The organism is Pseudomonas xantholysinigenes, assembly GCF_014268885.2.
GTDB classification, from domain to species: domain Bacteria; phylum Pseudomonadota; class Gammaproteobacteria; order Pseudomonadales; family Pseudomonadaceae; genus Aquipseudomonas; species Aquipseudomonas xantholysinigenes.
On record NZ_CP077095.1, the window covers coordinates 3,359,090 to 3,384,460 of the forward strand.

The 25,371-nt window shown below is 66.5% G+C and carries 26 protein-coding genes; 15 read left to right on the plus strand and 11 right to left on the minus strand.

Annotated features, from left to right (window positions below; translation table 11 throughout):
- Nucleotides 1-89: 89 nt before the first annotated feature.
- On the plus strand, nt 90-824 hold the full coding sequence (locus HU772_RS14875; RefSeq protein WP_186662074.1) for an SDR family NAD(P)-dependent oxidoreductase: 735 nt from the start codon (nt 90-92) through the stop codon (nt 822-824).
- A gap of 16 nt (nt 825-840) precedes the next feature.
- Entirely contained in the window at nt 841-1,044 is a 204-nt protein-coding gene (locus HU772_RS14880) for a tautomerase family protein (RefSeq protein WP_186662073.1), read from the plus strand.
- 97 nt (nt 1,045-1,141) lie between these two features.
- Here HU772_RS14880 and HU772_RS14885 read toward each other — a convergent pair whose 3' ends face one another.
- A complete protein-coding gene (locus HU772_RS14885) occupies nt 1,142-2,023 on the minus strand; it encodes a LysR family transcriptional regulator (protein ID WP_186662072.1) in 882 nt (293 codons plus the stop codon).
- A gap of 125 nt (nt 2,024-2,148) precedes the next feature.
- On the opposite strand from HU772_RS14885, the gene argC reads away from it, so the two are divergent.
- Together argC and HU772_RS14895 are read left to right on the plus strand one after the other, a co-directional pair.
- Nucleotides 2,149-3,075, plus strand: a complete 927-nt coding sequence (gene argC, locus HU772_RS14890; protein ID WP_186662071.1) for an N-acetyl-gamma-glutamyl-phosphate reductase — start codon at nt 2,149-2,151, stop codon at nt 3,073-3,075.
- A gap of 68 nt (nt 3,076-3,143) precedes the next feature.
- The gene (locus tag HU772_RS14895; protein ID WP_186662070.1) at nt 3,144-3,830 is read left to right on the plus strand and encodes a GNAT family N-acetyltransferase; all 687 of its coding nucleotides are present in this window, start codon (nt 3,144-3,146) and stop codon (nt 3,828-3,830) included.
- Between the two features lie 295 nt (nt 3,831-4,125).
- Here HU772_RS14895 and HU772_RS14900 read toward each other — a convergent pair whose 3' ends face one another.
- The 5 genes from HU772_RS14900 to HU772_RS14920 are packed head-to-tail and all read right to left on the minus strand — an operon-like array spanning nt 4,126 to nt 8,563.
- Entirely contained in the window at nt 4,126-4,881 is a 756-nt protein-coding gene (locus HU772_RS14900; RefSeq protein ID WP_186662069.1) for an ABC transporter permease, read from the minus strand.
- Nucleotides 4,881-6,086 carry an ABC transporter substrate-binding protein gene (locus tag HU772_RS14905; protein ID WP_186662068.1) on the minus strand — a complete coding sequence of 402 codons (1,206 nt, stop codon included), beginning with the start codon at nt 6,084-6,086 and terminating at the stop codon, nt 4,881-4,883. The genes HU772_RS14900 and HU772_RS14905 overlap by 1 nt, the downstream gene beginning before the upstream one ends.
- A complete protein-coding gene (locus tag HU772_RS14910; protein WP_186662067.1) occupies nt 6,073-6,894 on the minus strand; it encodes an ABC transporter ATP-binding protein in 822 nt (273 codons plus the stop codon). The genes HU772_RS14905 and HU772_RS14910 overlap by 14 nt, the downstream gene beginning before the upstream one ends.
- Complete coding sequence (locus tag HU772_RS14915) at nt 6,891-7,955, minus strand: acyl-CoA dehydrogenase family protein (protein WP_186662066.1); 1,065 nt, start codon at nt 7,953-7,955, stop codon at nt 6,891-6,893. The genes HU772_RS14910 and HU772_RS14915 overlap by 4 nt, the downstream gene beginning before the upstream one ends.
- Nucleotides 7,956-8,002: 47 nt before the next feature.
- Complete coding sequence (locus HU772_RS14920) at nt 8,003-8,563, minus strand: carboxymuconolactone decarboxylase family protein (protein WP_186662065.1); 561 nt, start codon at nt 8,561-8,563, stop codon at nt 8,003-8,005.
- Between the two features lie 102 nt (nt 8,564-8,665).
- Between HU772_RS14920 and HU772_RS14925 the strand changes: the two genes are divergently transcribed.
- Nucleotides 8,666-9,616, plus strand: coding sequence for an AraC family transcriptional regulator (locus HU772_RS14925; protein WP_186662064.1), 951 nt, complete (start codon nt 8,666-8,668; stop codon nt 9,614-9,616).
- Here the strand turns inward: HU772_RS14925 and HU772_RS14930 are convergent.
- Entirely contained in the window at nt 9,607-10,143 is a 537-nt protein-coding gene (locus HU772_RS14930) for an RrF2 family transcriptional regulator (RefSeq protein WP_186662063.1), read from the minus strand. The genes HU772_RS14925 and HU772_RS14930 overlap by 10 nt on opposite strands.
- A gap of 259 nt (nt 10,144-10,402) precedes the next feature.
- Between HU772_RS14930 and HU772_RS14935 the strand changes: the two genes are divergently transcribed.
- Entirely contained in the window at nt 10,403-11,602 is a 1,200-nt protein-coding gene (locus HU772_RS14935) for an NAD(P)/FAD-dependent oxidoreductase (protein WP_186662062.1), read from the plus strand.
- 236 nt (nt 11,603-11,838) lie between these two features.
- Nucleotides 11,839-13,449: a methyl-accepting chemotaxis protein gene (locus HU772_RS14940; RefSeq protein ID WP_437182442.1), complete on the plus strand. Its 1,611-nt coding sequence runs from the start codon at nt 11,839-11,841 to the stop codon at nt 13,447-13,449.
- A gap of 412 nt (nt 13,450-13,861) precedes the next feature.
- Here HU772_RS14940 and HU772_RS14945 read toward each other — a convergent pair whose 3' ends face one another.
- Entirely contained in the window at nt 13,862-14,962 is a 1,101-nt protein-coding gene (locus HU772_RS14945) for an alkene reductase (protein ID WP_186662060.1), read from the minus strand.
- A gap of 34 nt (nt 14,963-14,996) precedes the next feature.
- Nucleotides 14,997-16,190 carry an MFS transporter gene (locus HU772_RS14950; RefSeq protein ID WP_186662059.1) on the minus strand — a complete coding sequence of 398 codons (1,194 nt, stop codon included), beginning with the start codon at nt 16,188-16,190 and terminating at the stop codon, nt 14,997-14,999.
- Between the two features lie 212 nt (nt 16,191-16,402).
- Here HU772_RS14950 and HU772_RS14955 point away from each other — a divergent pair, with 212 nt between their 5' ends.
- The 3 genes from HU772_RS14955 to HU772_RS14965 all read left to right on the plus strand — a co-directional run bounded on the left by HU772_RS14955 (nt 16,403) and on the right by HU772_RS14965 (nt 19,487).
- On the plus strand, nt 16,403-17,326 hold the full coding sequence (locus tag HU772_RS14955) for a LysR family transcriptional regulator (RefSeq protein WP_186662058.1): 924 nt from the start codon (nt 16,403-16,405) through the stop codon (nt 17,324-17,326).
- Nucleotides 17,327-17,421: 95 nt separating this feature from the next.
- Nucleotides 17,422-18,219 (plus strand): SDR family NAD(P)-dependent oxidoreductase, encoded by a 798-nt coding sequence (locus tag HU772_RS14960; RefSeq protein WP_186662057.1) that lies wholly within the window; start codon nt 17,422-17,424, stop codon nt 18,217-18,219.
- 284 nt (nt 18,220-18,503) lie between these two features.
- Nucleotides 18,504-19,487: a zinc-binding dehydrogenase gene (locus tag HU772_RS14965; protein ID WP_186662056.1), complete on the plus strand. Its 984-nt coding sequence runs from the start codon at nt 18,504-18,506 to the stop codon at nt 19,485-19,487.
- A 200-nt stretch (nt 19,488-19,687) separates the two neighbouring features.
- On the opposite strand, the gene HU772_RS14970 is transcribed toward HU772_RS14965, so the two are convergent.
- A complete protein-coding gene (locus tag HU772_RS14970) occupies nt 19,688-20,284 on the minus strand; it encodes a TetR/AcrR family transcriptional regulator (RefSeq protein WP_186662055.1) in 597 nt (198 codons plus the stop codon).
- Between the two features lie 92 nt (nt 20,285-20,376).
- Here HU772_RS14970 and HU772_RS14975 point away from each other — a divergent pair, with 92 nt between their 5' ends.
- Nucleotides 20,377-20,976, plus strand: coding sequence for an NAD(P)H-dependent oxidoreductase (locus HU772_RS14975; RefSeq protein WP_186662054.1), 600 nt, complete (start codon nt 20,377-20,379; stop codon nt 20,974-20,976).
- A gap of 96 nt (nt 20,977-21,072) precedes the next feature.
- A complete protein-coding gene (locus HU772_RS14980) occupies nt 21,073-22,500 on the plus strand; it encodes an ABC-F family ATP-binding cassette domain-containing protein (protein WP_186662053.1) in 1,428 nt (475 codons plus the stop codon).
- Here HU772_RS14980 and thpR read toward each other — a convergent pair.
- The gene (thpR, locus tag HU772_RS14985; protein WP_186662052.1) at nt 22,464-23,009 is read right to left on the minus strand and encodes an RNA 2',3'-cyclic phosphodiesterase; all 546 of its coding nucleotides are present in this window, start codon (nt 23,007-23,009) and stop codon (nt 22,464-22,466) included. The genes HU772_RS14980 and thpR overlap by 37 nt on opposite strands.
- A gap of 215 nt (nt 23,010-23,224) precedes the next feature.
- Between thpR and lpxO the strand changes: the two genes are divergently transcribed.
- From lpxO to HU772_RS15000, 3 genes are all read left to right on the plus strand, one after another.
- The gene (gene lpxO / locus HU772_RS14990) at nt 23,225-24,124 is read left to right on the plus strand and encodes a lipid A hydroxylase LpxO (RefSeq protein WP_186662051.1); all 900 of its coding nucleotides are present in this window, start codon (nt 23,225-23,227) and stop codon (nt 24,122-24,124) included.
- A gap of 142 nt (nt 24,125-24,266) precedes the next feature.
- On the plus strand, nt 24,267-24,611 hold the full coding sequence (locus HU772_RS14995; protein ID WP_186662050.1) for a carboxymuconolactone decarboxylase family protein: 345 nt from the start codon (nt 24,267-24,269) through the stop codon (nt 24,609-24,611).
- 78 nt (nt 24,612-24,689) lie between these two features.
- Nucleotides 24,690-25,259: a GNAT family N-acetyltransferase gene (locus HU772_RS15000; RefSeq protein ID WP_186662049.1), complete on the plus strand. Its 570-nt coding sequence runs from the start codon at nt 24,690-24,692 to the stop codon at nt 25,257-25,259.
- Nucleotides 25,260-25,371: the final 112 nt, after the last annotated feature.

Genomic DNA, 25,371 nt, shown 5'->3' on the forward strand with positions numbered 1-25,371 from the left:
TGTATCGATTGAAATGCCATACGCCTCATTTTTCAAGCGTGCCTTGCCGCCTAAAGTGGCTCCACCCACGATCAACCGGAGTTCACCCCATGAGCACAGCACGCACCGTCATCATCACCGGCGCCTCCAGCGGCCTGGGCTTCGCCCTCGCCAAGGCGTTCCTCGAGCGCGGCGACAATGTCGTCGGCAACGCCCGCAGCGAAGCGCGCCTGAACGAAGCCGCCGCCCGCCTGGGCGATCCGCGCGCCTTCATTGGCGTGGCCGGCGACATCGCCGAGAAAGCCACCGCGCAGCGGCTGTTCGCCGCGGCGATCGAAGCCTTCGGCCAGGTCGATATCCTGATCAACAACGCCGGCATCTTCATTCCCAAGCCGGTCACCGACTACACCGAAGCCGATGTCGACGCGCTGGTCGGCACCAACCTCAAAGGTTTCTTCTACCCCGCCCAGGTGGCAGCGCAGCTGATGAAGGCTCAAGGGCACGGGCATATCGTCGCGATCACGGCCTCGGTGGCGATGCAACCGGACACCCGGGTTCCGGCGCTGCTGCCGGTTCTGGTCAAGGGAGGGCTGAACCAGGCGGTCAAGGGCCTGGCCCTGGAGCTGGCGAGCAGTGGCGTGCAGGTCAATGCCGTGGCGCCGGGCATCATCGACACCCCGTTGCACGGCGACGGTGCCAAGGGCCTGGGCATGCTGTCGCCGAGCGGACGCACCGGCCAGCCCGAGGATGTGGTGGCGGCCGTGCTATACCTGACCGACGCCCGCTATGTCAGCGGCGTCATCCTGCCGGTCGACGGTGGCAGCACCGCCGGCACCTGGCACTGAGACCTGGAGAATCGCGATGCCCTATGTTCATATCCGCGTGACCGACGAAGGCGTGACCGCCGAACACAAGCGCCTGCTGATCGAAGGCACCACCCGGCTGCTGGAACAGGTGCTGAACAAGCCACCGGCGAGTACCTTCGTGGTGATCGAGGAAGTGCCGACCGACAACTGGGGAGTCGCCGGGGAGACGGTGACGGCGTTGCGCCAACGCGAGGGATGATGCGCCGTGTGGGTATGGGGTTCAGCCGCGAACAACGCAGCGCCTGCTTCGCGGGTGAACCCGCTCGCACAGGGATAATGGTTTCCTGGGCGATCTGCTACTGCCGCAGTCGCGCCAGCGCCTCCAGTACGAATCCGGTTGCCCGCTCCACTTCGCCGTCCCGGCAAGCCACCCCCAATTGACGCCACAACCCCGGTCGCAGCGCACGCCGGACGATGCGTGGATCGTGCGCCTGGACCTCACCTTCCTGCGGCAGCAAGGTCGCCCCGTACCCCGCCGCCACCAGGCTCTTGATCGCATCGTTGTAGTTCAGTTCGATACGCGCTTCGGGGTACAGGCCCGCCGCCGCGAACCATTCGGCGGTCACCCGCGACAGCTGTGTGCTGCTGTCGTTGAGGATCAGCGCCCGCCCAGCCAACCAGGCCGGCGTCACCCGCGCCGGTGGCTGCCAGTCGGCAGGCACATAGGCCATGATCGGATCGCGCCGCCACGGCGTGACCCTCAGGCCCTTGCCCGCCACCTGGGGCAGCGCCACCAGGCCAATATCCAGGCTGCCTTCGCGCAAGCGGGCAAGCGAGGCCTGGGAGGTGAGCACCTGGACCTGTACATCAATGCCCGGATGATCCACTCGCAAGGTTTCCAGCGCCTGCGGCAGCAGATGGGCGATGGCGCCGGTGGAGGCGCCCAGGCGTACCCGGCCGCTCAAGCCTTCGACCTGCCGCCGCACCTCATCCAGCGCCTGGTCGGCATCGGCCAACAGGCGCCGGGCACGGACCAGCAGCGTCTCGCCGATGACCGTGGGACGCACCTGGCCGCGGGTACGGGTGAGCAAGGCCGCCCCCACCCGTGCTTCCAGCTCGGCCACATGCAGGCTGATGGTCGGTGGCGCGAGGTTGAGCTGGCGGGCGGCGTCGGCGAACGAGCCGTGATCGGCAATCACTACTAAGGTGCGCAGGCGGTCGAGGCTGATTTCGCGCATGGGGCTCCAGGAGCGTTCATAGGCATTGTTCAGCAATTCTGAATTTGAGCTTCATGATATTCAAATTTTCTTTTAGAGCGACAACGACGAGCATGGTGCCAACTTTCCTTGAGCGAACCCTCACCATGCACCAGCCCCTTGTCTTCATCGACGGCGACCAAGGCACCACCGGCCTGCAGATCCACGCCCGCCTGCACGGTCGTCACGACCTGCGCCTGCTCACCTTGGTCGAAGCCGAACGCAAGAACCCGGCACGCCGCGCCGAGGCGATCAACAGCGCCGACATTGCCCTGCTGTGCCTGCCCGACGATGCCGCCCGCGATGCGGTGGCGACGATTCACAACCCGGCCGTGCGGGTGATCGATGCCAGCTCCGCCCACCGCACCACGCCAGGCTGGGTCTATGGCCTGCCGGAGCTGAACCCACAACAAGCCGAGCGCATCGCCCGTGCCACCCGGGTCAGCAACCCCGGCTGCTACCCAACCGGCGCCATCGCCCTGCTGCAACCACTGGTCAAGGCCGGGCTGCTGCCGGCGGACTACCCGCTGAGCATCCATGCCATTTCCGGCTACTCCGGTGGCGGTCGGGCGGCGGTGGAACGCCATGAACAGCGCAGCGACGACTACCTGCCGGCCTTGCAGCTGTATGGCCTGGAGCTGGCGCACAAGCATGTGCCGGAGATCCAGCAGCATGCCGGCCTCAGCGCACGGCCGGTGTTCGTGCCGGGCTACGGCGACTATCGCCAGGGCATCGTGCTGAGCATCCCGCTACAACTGCGCCTGCTGCCGGGCGTGAGTGCCGAACAGCTGCAAGCCTGCCTGGAGCACCACTACCAGGGCGCGCGCCACGTGCAGGTGATGCCTCTGCATCAGCACGGCGCTGCGCCAGCACTGGACCCGCAAGCGCTGAACGACAGCAACGACCTGCGCCTGGCCCTCTACGCCAACCCCGAGCACGGGCAGGTATTGCTCACGGCGGTGTTCGACAACCTCGGCAAGGGCGCCTCTGGGGCCGCCGTGCAGAACCTCGAGCTGATGCTGGCAGCCCTGTAGCCGCGCAGCGAAGCCCGACAGCGGGTAGAATAGGCACCCCTCACGTTGCTCCCGGAGCCCTACCCGCGATGTTCATCCTCCGCCGCCTCGACGGCGTGCCGCCCGAGTCCTTCCAGAACCAGATCCGCCAGCTGGTGATCGACCATGTCGGCCAGCTCAGCAGTGTCGCCATCAGCCCGGACAACCCGCTCTACCCGCTGTACCAGTACGGCGTGGGCCTGGAGGTGCACCAGTACCTGATGGCCCTGGACGGCACCCGCGGCCTGGCGGTCGAACTGGTCCTGGCCCTGGATGCCGAGGCCCCGGACCAGTTGCTCGGTTTCGCCCTGGCATTACCGGCCCAGGATGACTCGCAGGCCTGCGCCCTGGCGTTTCTGGCGGTGGACGCCGGTCATCGCCGCCAAGGCGTCGCCCGCGGCCTGCTGGATGACCTGCGCGGCCGCTATGCCTGTGTCGAGCTCAGCGCCTTCCCGGCGCAGGTGTCGTGGTTCGAGGCCATGGGCCTGCAGGTGGTGGCCAGCGCCGGCCCGCAGGTGCTGATGAGCAGCACCGGACACGCCAGCGGCGCATTGATCGGCCGGTTGGATATCGCGCCGATCTACCAGACCGTCGAAGTCATGCAGATTCATGCCTACCTGCTCAATCAGCATGGCGACGAGGCGATGATAGAAGCGGAACAGTTGCGCGATGAGCGCCTTGACGCCCTCGCAGAAGAAGCCCAGGCCTGCGCGAAGCAGCGTCTTACCCGGCATTGACCGCCGCTGCTGTTCGCGGGCAAGCCCGCTCCCACAGGGGCAGTGCATACCCTGAGGCCAACGCGGTCCCTGTGGGAGCGGCTTCAGCCGCGAACACCGGCACAGCCGGTGCCAGGCACCGCGTCGCTTGCTTCGCGGGCAAGCCCGCTCCCACAGGTGTGGTGCATGGCCTGAGGTCGGCGCGGCCTCCCTGAGGGAGCGGCTTCAGCCGCGAACACCGGCGCAGCCGGTGCCAGGCACTGTGTTACTTGCTTCGCGGGTAAACTGGCTGGCGAAGAGGCTGTATGCACAGCCTCTAGGCATGCACCCAGCGCCGATGCAGCCCACGGGCCAGCGCATCGAGCATGAAGCCCAGCACGCCGATCAACAGCACCATGGCCATCAGTTCCGAATACGCCAGGCGATCGCGAGTGTCGAGGATGAAATACCCCAGCCCCGCACTGACCCCCAGCATCTCGCACGGCACCAGCACGATCCACAGGATGCCGATGGCCAGGCGCACGCCGGTCAGCACATGGCCGATCACGCCGGGAATGATCACCTTGCACAGCGTCTCCCAGCGCGTGGCGCTGAGGCTGCGCGACAGTTGCAGCCAGCGCGGGTCGAGCTGGCGCACCCCGGCGGCAGTGTTGAGCAGGATCGGCCATAGCGCGGCGAACGCCAGCAGGAAGTAGATCGGCTGGTCGCCCACGCCCATCAGCATCACCACCACCGGCATCCACGACAACGGCGAAATCATCCGCAGGAACTGGAACGCCGGCGTGGTCGCCGCCTCCAGATGGCGATAACTGCCCACCAGCAAGCCCAGTGGCACGCCAATCAGCAGCGCCAACAGCAGGCCGACCAGGATGCGCTTGAGGCTCACCCAGATATGCCCGTACACCTCACCCTGGCCCAGCAACTCCAGCAAACTGCTCAACGTGGCCTGGGGCGAGAAACGTGCCGACAGGCCATCGGCCGCGCCAAACACCTGTACCCCAGCCCACCACAGCACCAGCAGCACCGCCAGGCCAACCAGGCCCAGGGCGCCATGCACGACATGCCCACGCATCAGACCGCGAACTCCTCGCTGCGCTGGAAGTTCTCGGCGATGCCGAACGTCGCCGGGCCGCCCACCGCCTCGATGGCCTTGCGCACGAAGCGATCGTCGACCAGGTCGCGGGCGGTCTGCGCCGGGTCCAGGCCGGCGAGGAAGCCGCTCTCGCCTTCAATCAGGGTGTTCTTCAGCCGCTTGACCAGTTCCTCGGTGTAGCTGGGGAACGGATACGGCTGGAAGTCGATGCGTTTCTCGTCCCACTGCTGGTGCTGGATCGCACCGCTGGCGATATAGCCGGCACGGTCCTCGGCGGACGGCGCCAGGACCTTGGCCAGCACCGCTGGCTCGTGCGGGGTGTACTTGTTGGGGCCGGCCTTGGACAGCAAGGCGGCAGCCTCGGCGCGATGCTCGCGGGTCCATTGCTGGGCCTTGACGATGGCGTTGACCACCTTCTGCGACCATTCGGGGCGGTTGTTCAGGTCGTGCTCGTGCATGAACACCACGCAGCAGGCGTGGTTGCGCCAGACATCACCGGTGAAGCGCTGCACACGGCCAACCTTGAGGTTCTCGGCCAGCGCATTGAATGGCTCGGCGACGATATAGCCGGCGATACGCTTGCTGGCCAGGGCTGGTGGCATGTCCGAAGGCGGCAGCACCAGCAGGTTGACCTCGTTGTCGGCCAACTGCGCGCTGGCCGGTTTGGACACCGGCTTGAGGCCGTTGTCGCTGAGCATCTGCTGCAACACCACGTTGTGGATCGAGTACCAGAACGGAATCGCCACGGTCTTGCCGCCGAGCTGCTTCATGTCGGTGATGTCCGGCGCCACGGTCAGGCCCGAGCCGCCGACATGGTTCCAGGCCACCACCTTGGCCGGCACTTTGCTGCCGTAACGCGCCCACACGGTCATCGGCGACAGCAGGTGAATGACGTTGACCTGGCCGGAGATGAACGCCTCGATCACCTGGGCCCAGCTGCGCAGCAGCACCGGCCGTTCGGCCTTGATGCCCTCGGCCTCGAACAGGCCATTGTTGTGCGCCACCAGCAATGGCGTAGCATCGGTGATCGGCAGGTAGCCGATGCGCACCGGCGCGTCCGGCTCGGCGGCGGCGCGCGCCTGCAGGCTCGCCAGCAGCGGCAGCGCGCCGGCGGCGGTGAGCATGGCGCTCAGCTTGATGAAGTCGCGACGCGAGGTCGTGGAGCAGCAGTCATCCATGCACATGGACAGCCTCCGAGGGCAAGGGAGAAGGAATGGGTTCGGCTGTGCGGCTTGCCCGCCGAAGGGTCTTGAGAATCTCGATACGCAACGCGCCCAGTTCCTCGACGCGTTGCTCGCGGGGTTGCGGCAGGTCGATGCGCCACTGGCCGAGGGTGCGCGCCGGGTGGTTGCCCAGTAGCAGCACGCGATCGGACAGCAGCAGGGCTTCGTCGATATCGTGGGTGATCAGCACGGCGGCGGTGTTGTGGGTGGCGATCAGTTGCAGCAGCAGTTGCTGCATGTCGGCCCGGGTCACTTCGTCCAGCGCGCCGAATGGCTCATCGAGCAGCAGCACCTCAGGCTGGCGTGCCAGGCAGCGGGCCAGCGCGGTGCGCTGGGCCATGCCGCCGGACAACTGCGCCGGGAACTGGCCACGGGCGTGGGCCAGGCCCACGGCGTCGATGGCATGGTCGATCCGCGCCCGTCGCTCGGCCGCTGGCAGCTTGGGCTGGCGGGCGAAATCGAGGCCGAAGGCGACGTTCTTTTCCAGGCTCAGCCAAGGCAGCAGGCTCGGGTCCTGGAAGGCCACCGCCAAGCGCGGGTGCGGCCCTTGCAGCGCCTCGCCGTGCAGGCTGACGCGGCCGCCGCGGGGCTGCTGCAGGCCGGCCAGCACACGCAGCAGGCTGGATTTGCCGACCCCGCTGGGGCCGAGGATGGTCACCACCTCGCCCGGCGCCAAGGTCAGGTCGAACTGTTCCAGCACCGCCTGCCAGCCACCCTCGCGCGGGTAGCCCAGGCTGATGTCGCGGGCCTCGAGTAGCACTTCGCTCATGCAACAGACGCCTGGCGTTGCAGTTCGGCGCGCAGTTGTACCAGGCTCGGGGTGACGATCGGGACGAAAGCCGACTCACGCCAACGACGGGCGAACCCTTCGCCATAGGCGCTCAGGTAGGCCTTGCCACCACTGGCCTGCAACTCCAACTGCACGGCATCGGCGGCGCTTTCGGCAAGCGTGATGCGCAGCTTGAACAAGGCTGCCGGCTGGGCGAGGAAGCGCCCGTCGAGCAGGCCCTGCTTGAGTTCGCCAACAGTGTTTTGCAGACGCTGGGCCAGCACCTGGCGCGCTTCTTCAAGGAACGAGCCACGGCCTTGCAAGTGCTCCTGCACTTCCTCCAGCGCGCGGCGGGCCAGGCCGATGGCCATGCCGCACTGCAGGGCGAGAAACGCCGGGCGCACCTTGGGCAGGAACTCGCGGGCGTTGTCGTGCAGCAGCCAGTCGCGGCTCAGCGCCACCTGGCGGAAGGCCAGCGCCGCCGTATTGCTCGACTGCAAGCCCATCAATTGCAAATCGTCGGAGCGCTCCAGGCCCTTGGCATCGGAGGGAATGGCCAGCACGAAGGGCGCGCCGCCAGCGTCGTCCTCGATGGCGGCGGCGACGACGAAACCGCTCTTGCGCAGGTTGGTCACCCAGTGCAACCGGCCTTCGAGGCTCCAGCCGCCGGCCTGGGGTTGGGCGCGGACCTGCAAGGCCTCGATGCCGGACAGGAACTTCATGGCGTTGGACAGCCCGGTGGCCCCGGCCAACTCGCCTTTGAGCAGGTCGGGCAGCAGCCGCTCGCGCAGCGCCTGGTTGGGGCTGTGCAACAGGTATTCGATGAAAGCGCGCTGGCCCCAGCAGACAAACGCCGCGGCCAGCGAACGATTGGCAATGGCGGCGATGGCCTCGACCGCGTCGCTGACCTGGCCGCCCGAGCCGCCGAGGGCCGGCTCTATGCCAATGCGCAACAGTTGCGACTCGGCGATCTGCGCCAGCACCAGGTGCGGGTCGCACTGGCCCTGGTCGATAGCCTCGGCATTGGCGTCCAGCCATTGGCGAAATGCATGATCAAGCATGTCCCTACTCCTTTTGAAACGCCGGGCACGCCGGCACCAAGCCTCGATCAGGCCGAAGGCTGCCAGCGGTACTTGCTCAGCTCGTCGTTGAGCGGCGTCTGGGCGAACACATTAGCAAAGTTGCACAGGGTAGCGAGACTCACTCCGAGAATCACTTCCAGGGCATTGCCCTCGCTGAAGCCGGCGTCGCGGAAAGCCTGGTAGGTGGCGTCGCTGACATTGCCACGGGTGGCGATCACTTCACGGGCGAATTCGGCCAGGGTTTCGTAGCGCGCATCAGGCAGTTCGCCACGGGCACGCAGGGCATCGACCACCTCCTGGGGCAGCTTGGCCTTGTTCAGCGCCACGGCGGTGTGGCCGGCGACGCAGAAGTCGCAACCGTGCTGGGTGGCGGCGATCAGCTGCACCACTTCGCGCTCGGCCAGGCTCAGCTCGGACTTGCCATTGAGCGCCGACACGGTGACGTAGGTTTCCAGGGCGGCCGGAGCGTTGGCCAGGATGCCCAGCAGGTTGGGGATGAAACCGGAGTTCTTCTGCGCGTTCTCGAGGAACGGACGTGCGGCTTCCGGGGCGGTCTGCAGGCTGTGTAGAGTGATGCGCGCGGACATGGAGTGGTCTCCTTTGATGTAGGTCGCTACAGTCTGTTGGTTATAAGAAGTAGCATCCATATTCATCAGTCGCCTTTCCTTGCTCCAGAGTCTTTGCATTAGATGATTTCATCCAGCCATCTTGTCGATTGGTTATTAGAAGGCCTCGAGCTCGATGCCAGCCTGTTCCATGTCGGCCGTTACTGCGGTGGCTGGCACGCCAGCACCCAGGGCATGGGCCGGGCCAGTTTCCATTTGGTGGTGCAGGGGCATTGCTGGTTGCACATCGATGGCCAGCCCGCACCGCTGCGCCTGGAAAGCGGCGACGCGGTGTTCCTGCTGCGTGATCTGGCCTACCGACTGTCCAGCGACCAGAGCCCGGCCGATGCCTGCGCCCAGCCGCGCCAGCCGATGCAGGCGCTGGACAGTACGGCCAGCGATGGCGTGGGCCTGGTGTGTGGCTTCTTTCATTTCCAGTCAGGGCTTTCGTCGCTGATCGTCGAAGGGCTGGCGGATTGGATCGTGCTGCGCGCCGACGACCCGGCGGGCAGTGCGGCGCGGGCGTTGTTCGGGCTGATCCTGGAGGAATGCCGGCGCACCCCGCAGCCTTCGCAGACATTGCTGGAGCGGCTGACCCACTTGCTGTTCCTGTATGTGCTGCGCCAGCAGGTGCATGCCGGGCAATCGCTCGGTGGGCTGGTCGCCCTGGCACGCCAGCCGGCCTTTGCCGGGTTGCTGGAGCAACTGATCAAGGCGCCAGGGCAGGCCTGGACCCTGGAAAGCATGGCGGCCTGCGCCGGCCTGTCGCGCTCGGCGTTCTTCAAGCGCTTCAACGAACTGGCCGGGCAGTCGCCGGGGCAGGTGCTGCTGGCCTTGCGCATGCGGCATGCCGGTCAGTTGCTCAAGGCCGGCAATACCGTCGAGCAGGTGGGGGCGCAAGTGGGCTATCAGTCAGTGGCGGCCTTCACCCGGGCCTTCGCCAAGGCCGTGGGCGTGCAACCTGGCGCTTATCGCAAGCAACACGAAGGCCGCGCCCCCACCCTGGAGGCAGCACCGCGCCAAGGCTACTCCTGACGTAGCGGAATATCGCCGCCCTTCCCTTCACGGCGCTCGCTCATCCAGTCATTGACCTGCTGCCCGAACTCGGCCGGCGCCTTGCGCCCGAAGCGCCGCGCCAGGTCGAGGATGGTCTGCTGCGCCAGGGCTTCCTCCATGCGTTTCTGTGCCCCCAGCATCACCGCATGGATGGCACAGGTGCCCTCGGTTGCCCAGCGCGGCGCTGAACCCTCGAACACCGCGCAGCGCTCGCGGATCTCTCGGCAGTCGAAGAGCTTCTTCGGCCCATCGATGGCGTTGACGATATCCAGCACGGTGATCTCGTCGGACGGCCGGGCCAGGCGGAAACCGCCGCGTACCCCCTCGGTGGCCGCCACCAGCCCGGCCCGGGCCAACTTGGTGAATACCTTGGCCAGGTACTCCTGGGGCACACCTTGCAGCTCGGCTAGGTCGCGCACGCTCGACTCGCGGCTGTCACCGCGCTCATCGACCAGGAACAACAGGCAATGGATGCCGTACTCGACGCCGGCACTGTACAGCGACATGTCAATCTCCGACCAAATTTGTCGCAAATAGTACGCGCTTCCTCCTCCCCTGGCAAAACCTGCCTCGGCCATTCGTCAATATTTCAAATCCCTGGAAGCTCCATTTCACATGGGCTACAGCCAAACTCACAGGGCCCGAGGCCGGCCGTTCAAGAAAAAAACACTTGCCGCACAAAACTACGACCAATAAAGTCGCAGTTATTCGACAGATGCCCAACACCTGATCGAACCCTCGTCCCCTACCTTGCGGAGCCCCTTCATGACCTCTCACATCCTGATCATCGGTGCCGGTTTCGCCGGCGTCTGGAGCGCCCTGAGCGCCGCCCGCCTGCTCGACCAGGCCCAGCGCGACGACGTGCGCATCAGCGTGCTGGCCCCGCAACCGCAACTGCGCATCCGCCCACGCTTCTACGAAGCCAATGCGCACACCTTGCAAGCACCGCTGTCGGACTTGCTCGGGGTGGTCGGCGTGGACTTCATCCAGGGCAACGCCGAGCACATCGACAGCCAGGCGCGCCAGGTCGGCTATGTCGACGCCCAGGGCCAGCGCCAGCAGATCGGCTACGACCGCCTGGTGCTCGCCGCCGGCAGCCAGGTCGCCCGCCCCGCCGTACCGGGCCTGGCCGAACACAGCTTCGACGTCGACCAAATGGAATCGGCCGTGCGCCTCGAACAGCACCTGGCAAGCCTGGCCGAACAGCCAGCCAGCCCGGCGCGCAATACCGTGGTGGTCTGCGGCGGTGGCTTCACCGGCATCGAAACCGCGACCGAAATGCCCGCCCGCCTGCGCGCCCTGCTCGGTGAAGGCCAGGCCCGGGTCGTGCTGGTCGATCGTGGCGCGAGCGTTGGCGCGGCGCTGGGCGCCGGTATCACGCCATCGATCATTGCCGCCTCGGAGCAGGCCGGCGTGCAGTGGCTGACCGGTGCCTCGGTGGTGGCGGTGGATGCCGGCGGCGTGACCCTCGACAACGGTGACTACATCGCCAGCAAGACCGTGATCTGGACCGTTGGCGTCAAGGCCAGCCCGCTCACCGCCCAGGTCGAAGGCGAGCGTGACGGCCTCGGCCGCCTGCGGGTCGATGACCACCTCAAGGTGATCGGCCAGGCGCATATCTATGCCACCGGCGACGTGGCCTGGGCGGCGGTGGACGAGATCGGCAACCACGCGCTGATGACCTGCCAGCACGCCATCCCCATGGGCCGCCACTCGGGCAACAACGCCATGGCCGACCTGCTGGGACTGGAGCCGGTGGTGTACCGCCAGCCCAAGTACGTGACCTGCCTCGACCTCGGCGAGTGGGGCGCGACGTTCAGCGAAGGCTGGGAGCGCGAGCTCAAACTGCAGGGCCAGGAAGGCAAGTCGATGAAGCAGCAGATCAACACGGTCTGGATCTACCCACCGGCCGCCGACCGTGACCAGGCACTGGCGGCGGCGGATCCGTCGATCGCGATCGTCTGAGTGACCAAATAGCAAAGGCCCGTCACGCAAGTGACGGGCCTTTTTGTATTCGTCATTACATTGAACGACTGGTCAATAATAGTGGCACTATGTCATCATCCTGAAAAAAACAACATGAACCGTGAGGATATAACCCCTTCGCAGCGCATCGAGAGCCTGACCCACCGAGCCCGGTAAAGCCGCGCTCTTGACGCCTGCCTGCCACCGTCAAGGAGCGTCGCATGCAATTTCGGAACATGAAGATCGGCATTCGGGCAGCAAGCCTGTTCACCCTGCTCGGGATCCTGGTCCTGGCCATGGGCCTGGTCGCCCTCTACGAAACTCGCAAGATGGACAGCGCCACCGACGAGATCCGGATCACCTGGATGCCCGCGGTCCTCGCCCTGGGCGAAGTCAGCAGCAACCTCGGCCGTGCCCGCGCCCTCACCCTGCGCAGTGTCCTCGAGGAAAGCGCCGCCGCGCGGCACGCCACCCTGGCCAGGATCGTCGAGGTCAACCGCCAGCTCGAAGACGACCTCAAGGCCTACGAGAAAACCATCATCGCCGCCGACGACCGCGCCCTGTTCAGCACCTTCATGGGCTTGAGCGAGCGCTATCACGCCCAGCAGAAAGCCATCCGCGATGCCGCCGCCGACGATCAGCTGGACGAGGCCCGGCGCCTGATCAACGGCCCGCTGGCCGAATACGCCGACAGCATGATGCAAGCCCTGGCCGCGCTGATCGACTACAACACCAAAGGCGCCGAGCAGGCCTCGCTACGCAGCAGCGATGCCTCCGATGAAGCCTTGCGCCTGATCGTCGCCACCCTGGCTTTGATCCTGCTGGCCCTGGTGGCCATCGCCACCCTGCTCACCCGCAGCATCGTCCGCCCCCTGGCCGACGCGGTGGCCGTCGCCGAACGGGTGGCCACCGGCGACCTCACCCGCGACATCACCGTCACCGGCCGCGACGAACCGGCTTTGTTGCTGCGCGCCCTGAGCCGCATGCAACACAGCCTGCGCGATACCCTGCGGCAGATCGCCGCCGCCTCCGACCAGTTGGCCTCGGCCTCCGAGGAGCTGCACACCGTCACCGAGGACACCAGCCGCGGGCTGCACCAGCAAAGCGCCGAGATCGACCAGGCGGCCACCGCCGTCAACCAGATGACCGCCGCGGTCGAGGAAGTGGCCAACAACGCCGTGAGCACCGCCGATGCCTCCAAGGGCGCCGACCAGACCACCCGAGACGGGCGCGACCAGGTCAACCAGGCGCTGAGTTCGATCCAGCACCTGGTCAACGATGTCACCGGAACATCCCATGAGATCGAGCAACTGGCCAATAGCGCCAACGAGATCAGCCGGGTACTCGATGTGATTGGTTCGATTGCCGGGCAGACCAACCTGCTGGCCCTCAACGCCGCCATCGAGGCGGCCCGTGCCGGCGAAGCCGGGCGTGGTTTCGCGGTGGTCGCCGACGAGGTGCGGGCGCTGGCCCACCGCACCCAGCAGTCCACGGCGGAGATCGAGCAGATGATCGGTGGTATCCAGAACGGTACCGAGCGCGCGGTCAGTGCCATGCACAGCAGCCAGGGTCGTGCCAGCGGCACGCTGGAAGTGGCGCAGGCAGCCGACCAGGCCCTGGAGCTGATCGCCGACGCCATCGCCTCGATCAACCAGCGCAACCTGGTGATCGCCAGCGCCTCGGAGCAGCAGGCGCAGGTGGCACGGGAGGTGGACCGCAACCTGGTGAATATCCGCGACCTGGCGATGCAGACCTCGGCCGGCGCCAACCAGACCAGCGCGGCGGCCCAGGACCTGTCGCGCCTGGCGGTGGAGATGAATGGGATGGTGGCGCAGTTCAAGGTGTAACGCCGCCTCATCGCCGTTGCAGGAGCCGGCCTTGCTGGAGACTCAGGCACCGCGATAAACCTGCTCCACAGCGACCGCGCCGACCTCAGGCATGCACCACACCTGTGGGAGCGGGCTTGTCGGACCGCCGCACCGCCGCGAAGCAGGCGACGCGGTGCCTGGCACCGGCTGCGCCGGTGTTCGCGGCTAAAGCCGCTCCCACAGGGATCGCGCTAGCTTTAGCAGTTGAGCAAGACAGTTGCTCCCACAGGGACCGCGCCGACCTCAGGGCATGCACCACACCTGTGGGAGCGGGTTTACCCGCGAAGCAAACGACGCGGTGCCTGGCACCGGCTGTGCCGGTGTTCGCGGCTGAAGCCGCTCCCACAGCGACCGCGCTAGCTTTAGCAGTTGATGCTCCCACAGACAGCCCTCAAGCCATTACCGGATAATCCGTCAGCCCCCGCGCATCCCCGCCAAACAGCGTGGCCCGCTCGTGCTCGGCCAACGGCGCATTCACCCGCAGCCGCTGTGGCAAATCCGGGTTGGCCACGAACGGCCGGCCAAAGCCGATCAAGTCGGCCCATCCTTCGCAGAGCGCCTGGCGCGCACGCTCTGCGCTGTACTTGCCGGCATACACCATTACCCCAGGGAATACCGCGCGCAGCTGCTGCTTGAAATCCACCGGCATGTCCGGCGCATCGTCCCAGTCGGCCTCGGCAATATGCAGGTAACCAATGGCCAGTTCGCCCAGACGCTTGGCCGCGGCGGTGTAGGTGGTGACCGGATCGGCATCGACACAGCCATTGAGAGTGGTCAAGGGGGCCAGGCGCACACCGACACGCTGCGCCGCGCCTGTGCCATCGACCAGCGCCTGGGTCACTTCATCGAGAAAGCGCAAGCGGTTCTCCAACGAACCGCCATAGCGGTCGGTACGGTCATTGGCGCCGGAATCGAGAAACTGGTTGACCAGGTAACCATTGGCGGCATGCAGCTCGACCCCGTCGAAACCAGCAGCCATGGCATTGCGCGCGGCCTGGCGGTACTGCTCGACAATCTGGCCGATCTCGGCCTCGTCCAGCGCACGGGGCTTGGAGGCCTGGACGAAGCCCGGGGTACCGTCGGCGTTGTCGATGAATACACTGACCCCTTCGGCCTGGCGCGCGGTGGACGACACCGGCGGCTGGCCAGCGAGCAGGCTGCTGTGGCTCAGGCGGCCCACATGCCAGAGCTGGGCGAAGATGCGCCCGCCTGCGGCATGCACCGCGTCGGTGACCAGGCGCCAGCCATCGATCTGCGCCTGGGTGTGGATACCAGGGGTACGGGCATAACCCTTGCCCAACGGGGCGATCCAGGTGCCTTCGCTGACGATCAGCCCGGCACTGGCGCGCTGGGCGTAGTACTCGGCCATCAGCGCGGTGGGCACATCGCCCGGTTGCGCGGCGCGCGAGCGGGTCATCGGCGGCATCAACACGCGGTTGGGCAGGCTCAGTTCACCCAGTTGCAGGGGTTGGAACAGCGGATCTTGGTTCATGGTTCAGGTTCTCCGGTAGAGGTATTCGGCAGGTTCAGGCGCGACTGATCACAGGTTGCGGTTGGGCGGGCACCCGGCGGTCGAGGCGGCCGCTGTAGACGGTCAGGGCCAGCGCGCCCAGGGTGACCAACGCGGCGATCCAGGGGGTGTGGCCCAGGCCCAGGTGCTGCACGACCTGCGCGCCGCCCCAGGAACCACCCGCCACACCCAGGTTGAAAGCGGCGATGTTGAAGCCGGCGGCCACATCGACCGCGTCCGGCGCGACCTTCTCGGCCTGCTGCACCACGTACACCTGCAAGCCCGGCACGTTGCCAAAGGCGACGGCGCCCCAGGCCAGCACGGTGGCGACCACCAGGACCGGGTGCGGCGCGGTGAAGGTCAGCACCATCAGCACCACGGCCAGCAGCGCGAAGATGATCGACAGCGCCTGCACCGGGCCCTTGCGGTCGGCCAGGCGGCCACCCCAGATGTTGCCCAGGGCCACCGACACGCCGTAGGCGAGCAGCACCAGGGCCACGCTGTTGGCGCCGAAGCCGGCGATGTCCTGCAGGATCGGGGCGAGGAAGGTGAAGGCGACCAGCGAGCCGCCATAACCGACGGCGGTCATGGCGTAGACCAGCAGCAGCCGTGGTTGCAGCATCACCCGCAACTGGCGCAGCAGCGGTGCCGGCTCGCTGTGGGCGATACGCTTGGGCACGAACAGCAGCGCGCCGATCAGCGCCACCAGGCCGAAGGCGGCAACCACCAGGAAGGTCACGCGCCAGCCGAAGTGCTGGCCGATGAAGGTGCCCAGCGGAATACCGGTGACGAAGGCCACGGTCATGCCGCTGAACATGGTGGCGATGGCGCTGGCGGCTTTTTCCTTCGGCACCAGGCTGGTGGCGATGATCGAGCCGACCGAGAAGAACACGCCATGGGCCAGGCCGGTGAGGATCCGCGCCATGATCAGCGATTCATAGCTGGGGGCCTGCCAGGCCACCAGGTTGCCGGCGGTGAACAGCGCCATCAGCCCGACCAGCAGCAGCTTGCGCGGCACCCGGCCGGTCATGGCGGTGAGCAGCGGCGCGCCGATGGCGACGCTCAGGGCGTACAGGCTGACCAGCAGGCCAGCCGAAGGCAGGGTGACGGCAAGGTCGTTGGCGATGGTCGGGATCAGGCCGACGATCACGAACTCGGTGGTGCCGATGGCGAATGCGGCGAGGGTGAGAGCTAACAAGGCGAGTGGCATGTGAAAATCACCAGTGCAATTGGAATGGGTGAATTCTCGGGCTCGCAGGGGGACAGGAAAAAGACGGCGGCGGGACAATGAGTTTTGACCGGCAAGCAAAGATAGCCATCAAGATCGTGCCTAGATGTAGGAGGCGGATTGATGACAACCGGCACTGTTAACAAAAGACCCAAAAGGACATAATTGCCGCCATACAAGTCCCTGGAGGTCTTATGCAAGATCTACGTCAACTGCGCTACTTCGTCGCCGTCGCCGAATGCGAGAACGTCGGCCGCGCAGCCGAACAGCTGCACATTTCCCAGTCGCCCCTGAGCCGGCAGATCGCCCAGCTGGAGGACAACCTCGGCCTGGCCTTGTTCGAGCGCCGCAACCAGCGCCTGTACCTGACCAACGACGGCCGCACCTTCCTCGGCGAAGCGCGTGGCCTGCTCAAGCACGCCGAACGCCTGGAATCGCTGGGCAAGCGCCTGGGCCGCGGCGAAGAAGGCGGCCTGTGCATCGGCTACGTCAACCACGCCATCCATGCCGGCGTGCTGCCCGGCGCGGTGCGGGCGATTCGCAGTGAACGACCACAGATCCACATCGCCCTGTACAACATGACGCCCAAGGAACAGTTCGAAGGCTTGCGTCAGCGCAGTCTGGACATCGCCCTGGTGTGCGAACCGCCGCCAGTCAACGACCCGGACCTGCGCTCGCAGCCGGTGTTCGACGACCCGATGCTGCTGGCCATCCCCGCCCAGCATCCACTGGCGTGCAAGACCGAGCTGACCCCGGACGACCTGCATGAACAGGAGTGGATCATCACCGGCGGCCAACCCGACCAGGCCAACAAGCGCGACGATTTCATCGCCCGCTGCGGCGATGCCGGCTTCACCCCGCGCCTGTCCCTGGAAGCCACCGACCCGCTGAGCGTGCTCGGCCTGGTCTCCGCCGGGCTGGGCCTGGCCATGGTGCAGAGCAGCCTCAGTGCCAGCGTCGGCCCGTCGGTGGTGCTGCGCCGACTCGACTGGTTCCAGCCTAGCGTGCAGGTGTGGGCGGCCTGGCATCAGGTCGACCTGCGGCCAATCGTGGGCATCTTCCGGGAGCGCGTACTGGCCCTGGCCGAAGACGTGGAAACCCTCAAAAAGACCGCATAGGTCTCAACTCAGTCCAATTGCGTCTTTTACAGTCTTGGAATGCGCGACTAGCCTTGTCTCCCATCGATGCAACTCACATCTACAGGAGCCATTCCATGAACATCGACCTCGGCGGACGCACCGCCATCATCAGCGGTTCGACCGGCGGTATTGGTCTGGCCATCGCCCGCGGCCTGGCCCGCGCCCATGCCGACGTGGTCATCGCCGGTCGCAGCCAGAAGTCGGTCGATGCCGCCCTGGCCGAACTGCGCGCCCTGGGCGGGCGTGGCCAGGTACACGGCGTGGTCGCCGACCTGGGCACCGCCGCCGGCGCCGAGACCCTGTTCGCCGCGCATCCCCGGGCCGATATCCTGGTCAACAACCTCGGCATCTACGACGACGTCGACTTCTTCGAAGTGCCGGACAGCGAATGGGCACGCTTCTACGAAACCAACGTGCTGTCCGGCGTGCGCCTGGCCCGTCACTATGCCCCGGGCATGGTGGAAAAAGGCTGGGGTCGCATCCTGTTCATCTCGTCGGAGTCGGGCATTGCCATCCCGGCCGACATGATCAACTACGGCGTGACCAAGAGCGCCAACCTGGCGGTCTCCCACGGCCTGGCCAAGCGCCTGGCTGGCACCGGCGTCACCGTCAATGCGGTGTTGCCTGGCCCGACCCTGACCGACGGTGTCGCCGCCCTGGTCGCCGACGCGGCCAAGGCTTCCGGGCGCAGCATTCGTGACGAAGCCGACAATTTCGTGCGTACCGCCCGCCCAAGTTCGATCATCCAGCGCGCCGCCGAAGTCGACGAAGTGGCCCACTTGGTGGTGTACCTGGCCTCGCCCTATGCCTCCGCCACCACCGGCGCGGCCCTGCGGGTCGACGGCGGCGTGGTCGACAGCATGGCGATCTGAGGGTCAGCCCTTTCAAGGTGCTGTGAATTGACGTCCGACTTGGATTTGCCGGGGTCGCTTTGCGACCCTTTCGCGGCACAAGGCCGCTTCTACAGGTGATCGCGCCGTCCTGTAGGAGCGGCCTTGTGCCGCGAAAGGGCTGGATCTGAGGATGCCTGGGAGCGGGCGATGCCGCTCCCAGGCATTGCTGACTTTTATTCAAGACACCTTGGCAGCAGACGCACTGTTTCTCCCCGCCCCTAGCGCGCTAGCCTCCCCGCCATTCCCTGCCACAAGGACCCACCATGCCCAATGACCATCAAGCCTGGGGCTGGACCCCGGGTGCTGGCCTCGACGGCCTGCAATTGATCCGCAAACCCCTGCCCATGCCCGGCCCCGGCCAGGTACTGGTGGCCAACCAGGCCATCGCCCTCAACCCGGTGGACTGGAAGATCTGCGAATGGGGCCACGCCGACTGGCGCCAGGGCACCGTGCCCGGTGTCGACGGCGCCGGAATCGTGGTCGCCGTCGGTGACGGTGTCGACCTGCCGCTGGGTGGCCGCGTTGCCTACCACCAATCACTGTCGCGCGATGGCAGCTTCGCCGAGCACTGCCTGCTCGACGCCAACCTGGTGATGCACATACCCGCCAACCTCGACATCGCTGCCGCAGCGACCGTGCCATGCCCGGCGCTGACCGCCTGGCAAGCGCTGGCCAAAGTGGCCGAGGGCGCCTCGCGCGATGTGCTGGTGATCGGCGCGGGCGGCGCGGTGGCGTACTACCTGGTCCAGCTGGCGCTGCAGCGTGGCTTGCAGGTATGGGCCACCGCCGCGCCCAAGCACCATGCCCATCTGCGCGAGCTGGGCGTGGCCGAGGTGTTCGACTACCAGTCAGGTGATTGGCAAGGGGAGCTGCGCCATGCACTGGGCGAGCGCCCCTTGCATGCCCTGTTCGACACCGTCAGCGCTGCCCACGCAGCCAGCCTGGCCCACCTGCTGGGCTACAACGGCCATCTGGTGTGCATCCAGGACCGTCAGGAACAGGCGCCGCTGCCGGCCTTCAGCAGCGCGATCTCGCTGCATGAAGTGGCCCTCAACAGCGTGCATGCCCATGGTCGCCTGCGTGACCGTCAGGTACTGAAAGCCGAGGGTGAGCGGTTGTTGCAGGCGGTCGCCGATGGCCGGCTGCTGGCGCCGGCGCGCCGGGACTTCGCCTTCGAAACGCTGCCTGTGGCGTTGCGTCAGCTCAAGGACGGCAGCCGTGTCGGCAAGTGGGTGACGCGGTTGTAAGGCTGGGGCCGGTCGCTCCTCCTGTAGGAGCGGCCTTGTGTCGCGAAAGGGCTGCGTAGCAGCCCCGGATACCGAGCCATTATCGAGATTGCCGGGGCCGCTACGCAGCCCTTTCGCGACACAAGGCCGCTCCTACAGGGGGCAGTGCTGTATGCGACAGCGCAGCCCAAAGGGCGCAGGTGTCCCGCCACCCCCAACACTTACTGGCGCAGCACCATCGCCACGATGGTCGCCTGCAACTCCTGCTTGGCCGCTTGCGCGCCTAGTTCGCCGGACGCCGCCGCCAGTGACAGCGCATCCGCCGCCCCGACCAATACCCAGAGCCCGGCCACGCCGATCTCACCCTGCGGGGCGAATGGCGCCAGGGCCTGTCGGCACTTGTCCATGAACGGCCCTTCATAGCCGCGCTTGAGCGCCTCCATCTCCGGGGACCCGGCCAACGCCGCGCTCACCCCGGGGATCTCCCGCCCCTGGGTGGTCACGCAATCCACATAAGCCTCGGCAATCACCCAGGCGCGCCCCGCCAAGTCGGCGGCACAACCCGCCAGGGCCTGCTCGAGCATCGCCGTCTGGCGTGCGTCGTACTCCTGGTACAACGCCACCAGCAGCCCGGTACGGGTTTCGAAATGGTCATACACCACCGGCTTGGTCACCCCGGCCTGCTCGGCCAGACGCCCTAGGCTCAGGGCATCGGTACCCTCTTCACGGACCAGTTGCCAGGCCACATCCAGCAATTGCCGGCGGCGCTCGTCGCGCGACAGGCGTTTACGCGCCACAGGTTTGTGCTCGCTTGACATTGATTACCTACCAAAAGTAACTTACCAAGGGTAACTTACTGTGAGTATATAGCGCTCGCAGCTCTCCCGCACCCCGTTTCCGGAGATCCACCATGCATGCCTTGATCGTCATCGGCCATCACGACCCCGCCTCCCTCACCCACGCCCTTGCCCGGCAGATCGCCGCCGGCTTGCACGCCAGCGGCCATACCAGCGAATTCGCCGACCTGGCCAGCGAAGGCTTCGACCCACGCTTCAGCCTGGCCGACCATGCCGTACACCGGCGCCAGGGCAAGCCACCGGCCGATGTGCTGGCCGAGCAAGCGCGCATCGAGCGCGCCGATACCCTGCTGCTGGTCTACCCCATCTACTGGTGGTCGCTGCCGGCCCTGCTCAAGGGCTGGGTCGAGCGGGTATTCAGCAATGGCTGGGCCTTCGACCAGGCCGCCGACGGCAGCACGCGCAAACGCCTGCGCGGCATGACCGTGCACCTGGTCGGCCTGGCCGGCGCCGACGCCACCACCTTCGCCCGTCACGGCTACGCCGAGGCCATGCGGGTACAGATCGACCATGGCATCTTCGACTACTGCGGGGCCCAGGTGCTCAGTTCGACCCTGCTCGCCGACAGCGAAGGCGCGCACGCCGAGGCGCTGCTCGAACAAGCCAGGGGCCTTGGCCTGGCACTGTTCGACAACCGTCACAACGCAGCCTGAGCCGACCTGCTCATCCACCGATGGATGCGCATCGGCACAGCGAATGGCTACCATGGTCGCAACTTTCATCACTCGGGCAAGGAGGCCCGCGCGCCCATGGCCATGATCGAACTGCACGGCATCAGCCTCCACCACGCCGGCATGCCCTGTTTCAGTGCCATCGATGCCCGTGTCGAATGGGGGCAACGTATCGCCATCATCGGTGACAACGGCAGCGGCAAGTCGTCCTTGCTGCGCCTGCTGCACGGCAGCCTGGCGCCCAGCGAGGGCCGCATCGAACGCCACGGTGGCCTGCGCATCGGCCATGTGCCGCAAGTGCTGGACGCCGAGTCGTCGCTCAGCGGCGGCCAGCGGGTCAACCAGGCGCTGAGCCAGGCCCTGGCCCTGGGGCCTGACCTGCTGCTGCTCGACGAACCGACCAACCACCTGGACGCCGACAACCGTCGCTCGCTGTCACGCATGCTCGAGCATTTCCCCGGTACCCTGGTGCTGGTCAGCCATGACGTCGCGCTGATGAACCAGACCTGCGACACCCTGTGGCACTTGCACCAGGGCCACCTGGAGGTCTTCACCGGCAGCTACGCAAACTATATGGCCGAACGCGAGCAGCAACGCGCCGGGCTCAGCAAACGCATCGCCGAACTGCGGCGCGCCCGCGATGACAGCCACGACGCACTGATGCAAGAGCAGGCGCGGGCCGCCAACGCCCGCAAACGCGGGGCGAAATCCATCGAAAACCGCAAGTGGGCGACCGTGCGTTCGCCGACCAAACTGGGCCGCGGCAACACCACCGCTGGTCGCAAGCAGGGGCAGATCCTGCAACAGCAGCGCGAACTGAGCGGGCAACTGGCCGAGTTGCGCCCGGAGCCCGTGATCGTTCCGCATTTCCACCTGCCGGCGACCGCGCAATCGTCGCGGCTGCTGGTCCAGGTGCGCAATGGCAGCATCGGCCACGGCGACATGGCGGTGCTCAGCGGCATAGACCTGCAGTTGGCCGGTGGCGAACGCCTGGCCCTGACCGGTGCCAACGGCAGCGGCAAATCGACCCTGGCCCGGGCCGTGCTCGGCGACCCCGCCGTGTGGCGCCTGGGCGAGTGGCTGACACCGGCCCCCGACACCATCGGCTACCTCGACCAGCACTATGCCACCCTGCCGGCCAACGCCAGCGTCCTCGAAGCCTTGGCCCGGCACGTGCCTACCTGGTCACAGGAACAACTGCGCGCGCACCTGGCGAGCTTTCTGTTTCGCCAGGCGCACGCGGTGCACACCCCGGTGCAGGCGTTGTCCGGTGGCGAGAAGGCACGCCTGGCGCTGGCCTGCATCGCGGCGCGTCCGCCGCAGTTGCTGATCCTCGACGAGCCGACCAACAATCTCGACCTGCGTACCCGTCGCCACGTGCTGGAGGTGCTCGCCCACTACCCCAATGCGCTACTGGTGATTTCCCATGACGAAGACTTCCTCGACGGGCTGGATATCAGCCGCCGCTTTCACTGCGCCAGGGGCCACTCGGCCAAGGGCCAGTAGCGGCCCTTGCGCGACTCGTACAGGGTGAAGTGCCGCGCCGTCAGGAAGAACTCCGGTGCCTCACCGGCTTCCGGCAACTGGCCGCGAAAATCCCGCGACAGGGTCAGGTGTGGCCGGTACTCGCGGGTCGGCGCCGCGATACCGAGCGGCAACAACGCCTGGTGCAGGGCATACACCAACTGACGCAAGGCGACGGGCGCCTGCTCGGGCTCCAGCACCAGCGCATCGGCACGCGGCCACACCTGCATGCGGTCCAGCACCAGCCGCAGTGGCGCCTGCGGCAGTGTCAACCGGTCGACCGCGGCGCAGATCGACGAGACCTGCCCCGCATCGACATCGCCCAGAGACACCAGGGTGACATGGAAGTTCTCCGCCGGCACCGGCCTGCCGCTGCGCAGGCTCAAGCTCCGCCGCCATTGCGCCAGGGCCCGGCACTGGGCATCTACGACCGGCAAGGCGAAGAACAGGCGTTTGAAGGGCGCCCCGCTCGGGCGTGTGTCCTGGACCATGTCCTGCTCCTTGGCTGCGGATCGAAGGGTCGAGTGTAGCGCCCTGGCCATGGGAAAAGCCTGCAAGGGCTGTTGAATCGTTTACGCAACCCGTAGGCCATCCCACCTAAGTCGTGTGGATTTGTCGTAACAATAGGTACAAACCCGGCCCACGATTGTTTATGCTGGCGGGCTTACGCCATGGCGCATGGCCATTTTTCGACAAGTAAACGTCCATGAAAATTGCACTCGTACTGATCTTCGTACTCTCGATCGCCTATGTTCACCTGCGCGGTCGGGTTCGCCACAAACTGACCCGCCAGCTGGGCGACCACTCCAGCTTCCTGGCGCCGGTCAACGCCTTCCTCTACCTGTTCTCCAAGCACCCGGCCAAACCGTACCTGCCCGTGGAAGCGTTCCCCGAGCTGAAGGTGCTGCAGGACCACTGGCAGGAAATCCGCGCCGAAGGCCAACAGCTGCTGCAAGCCGGTGAAATCAAGAAATCCGACAACTACGACGATGTCGGCTTCAACTCGTTCTTCAAGACCGGCTGGAAGCGCTTCTACCTGAAGTGGTACGGCGAGAGCCACCCTTCGGCGATGACCCTGTGCCCGCGCACCACTGAACTGCTGCAAGGCATCGGCTCGGTCAAGGCGGCGATGTTCGCTACCCTGCCGCCAGGCGCCAAGCTGGTGCGCCACCGCGACCCATACGCCGGCTCCTACCGCTACCACCTGGGCCTGGATACCCCCAACGATGACGGCTGCTACATCGACGTCGACGGAGAGAAGTACTCCTGGCGCGACGGCGAAGGCGTGGTGTTCGACGAGACCTACATCCACTACGCGGCCAACACCACCGAGCACAACCGCATCATCCTGTTCTGCGACGTCGAGCGCCCGCTCAAGTACCGCTGGGCGAGCGCCTTCAACCGCTGGTTCAGCCGCAACGTCATGGCCGCCGCCGCCGCGCCCAACGACGCCAGCGACAAGACCGGCGGCATCAACCGCCTGTTCACCCGCATCTACAAGATTCGTGAACGCGGCAAGGCCATGAAAAAGCGCAACCGCACCCGCTACTACCTGGAAAAGTGGGCCGTGGTCGCGGCGCTGGTACTGGTCTTCATCTACATCTGATCGCCCTGCGCAAACCGGCTCCTACCCGCGCGTAGGAGCCGGCCTTGCCGGCGACCTTCGCGTCGCCCCTGTCCCGCCTCCCGAACAGCCCACTTTCGACTAGCCTGAAAGCTCCTGTTGCCAACCTGACAAGGTGAACACGATGAGCATGATGGACTGGGACGCCTACCGTAAGCAGTTGATGGCCGGCATCGGCGATCTCAAGCACCTTTCTCCCGATACCGTGGCCGGTTACATGACCGCCAGCGGTGCCGGCGCCAAGACCAACCACCTCGATGCCAAGACCCGCGAACTGATCTCCCTGGCCGTGGCTGTCACCACCCGCTGCGACGGCTGCATCGCCGTGCATTCGCAGCAGGCGGTCAAGCACGGCGCCACCCGCGAGGAAATCGCCGAGGCCCTGGGCGTGGCGGTGGCGATGAACGCTGGCGCCGCGCTGGTCTACTCGGCCCGGGCCCTGGATGCCGTGGGCAAGTCCGGCGCCTGACCCGGCCAGGCGTCGCCGCCCTTGCGCGGCGGCGCCGCGCCGCCCAGACTGAGCGGCTCAGTACCCGCAGGAACCGCCATGATCCAGATCCGCCCCATGACCCCGGAAGATTTCCAACGCTTCTGGCCCACCTTCCAGGCCATTGTCCAGGCCCGCCAGACCTACGCCTTCGACCCCGGGCTCGACCTCGAGCGCGCCCGCGCGCTGTGGCTGGAAACACCGCTGCGCACGCTGGTGGCCGAGGAAGACGGCGAACTGCTCGGCTCGTACTTTCTCAAGGCCAATGCCGGCGGCCCCGGCGCGCATGTGGGCAACTGCGGCTACATGGTCGGCGAATCTGCCCGAGGTCGCGGCGTGGCCCGGTTGATGTGCGAGCACTCGCAGAAACTCGCCCGCCAGGAGGGCTTCCTGGCCCTGCAGTTCAACTCGGTGGTGGCGACCAACGAAGTGGCCGTGGCGCTGTGGCACAAGCTTGGCTTCGACACCGTCGGGCGCTTGCCCAAGGCCTATCGCCATGCCGAACTGGGCCTGGTGGACTGCCTGGTGATGTACAAGTGGCTGGCCGACGAACCGGTGGTGGAAAAACCGCCACTGCTGATTGGCCGCAAGAACATCGAGGCGCGGGTGTCGCGTCGGCGCGGTCGCTGATCGACACAGCACATGGCACCGCATTGCCTGCTTCGTGGCGGTTCGACGCCCCGATCAATCCGCTGCCACAGGGGCAGCGCATGGTATGAGTCACAGAGGCGCCATTCACTCA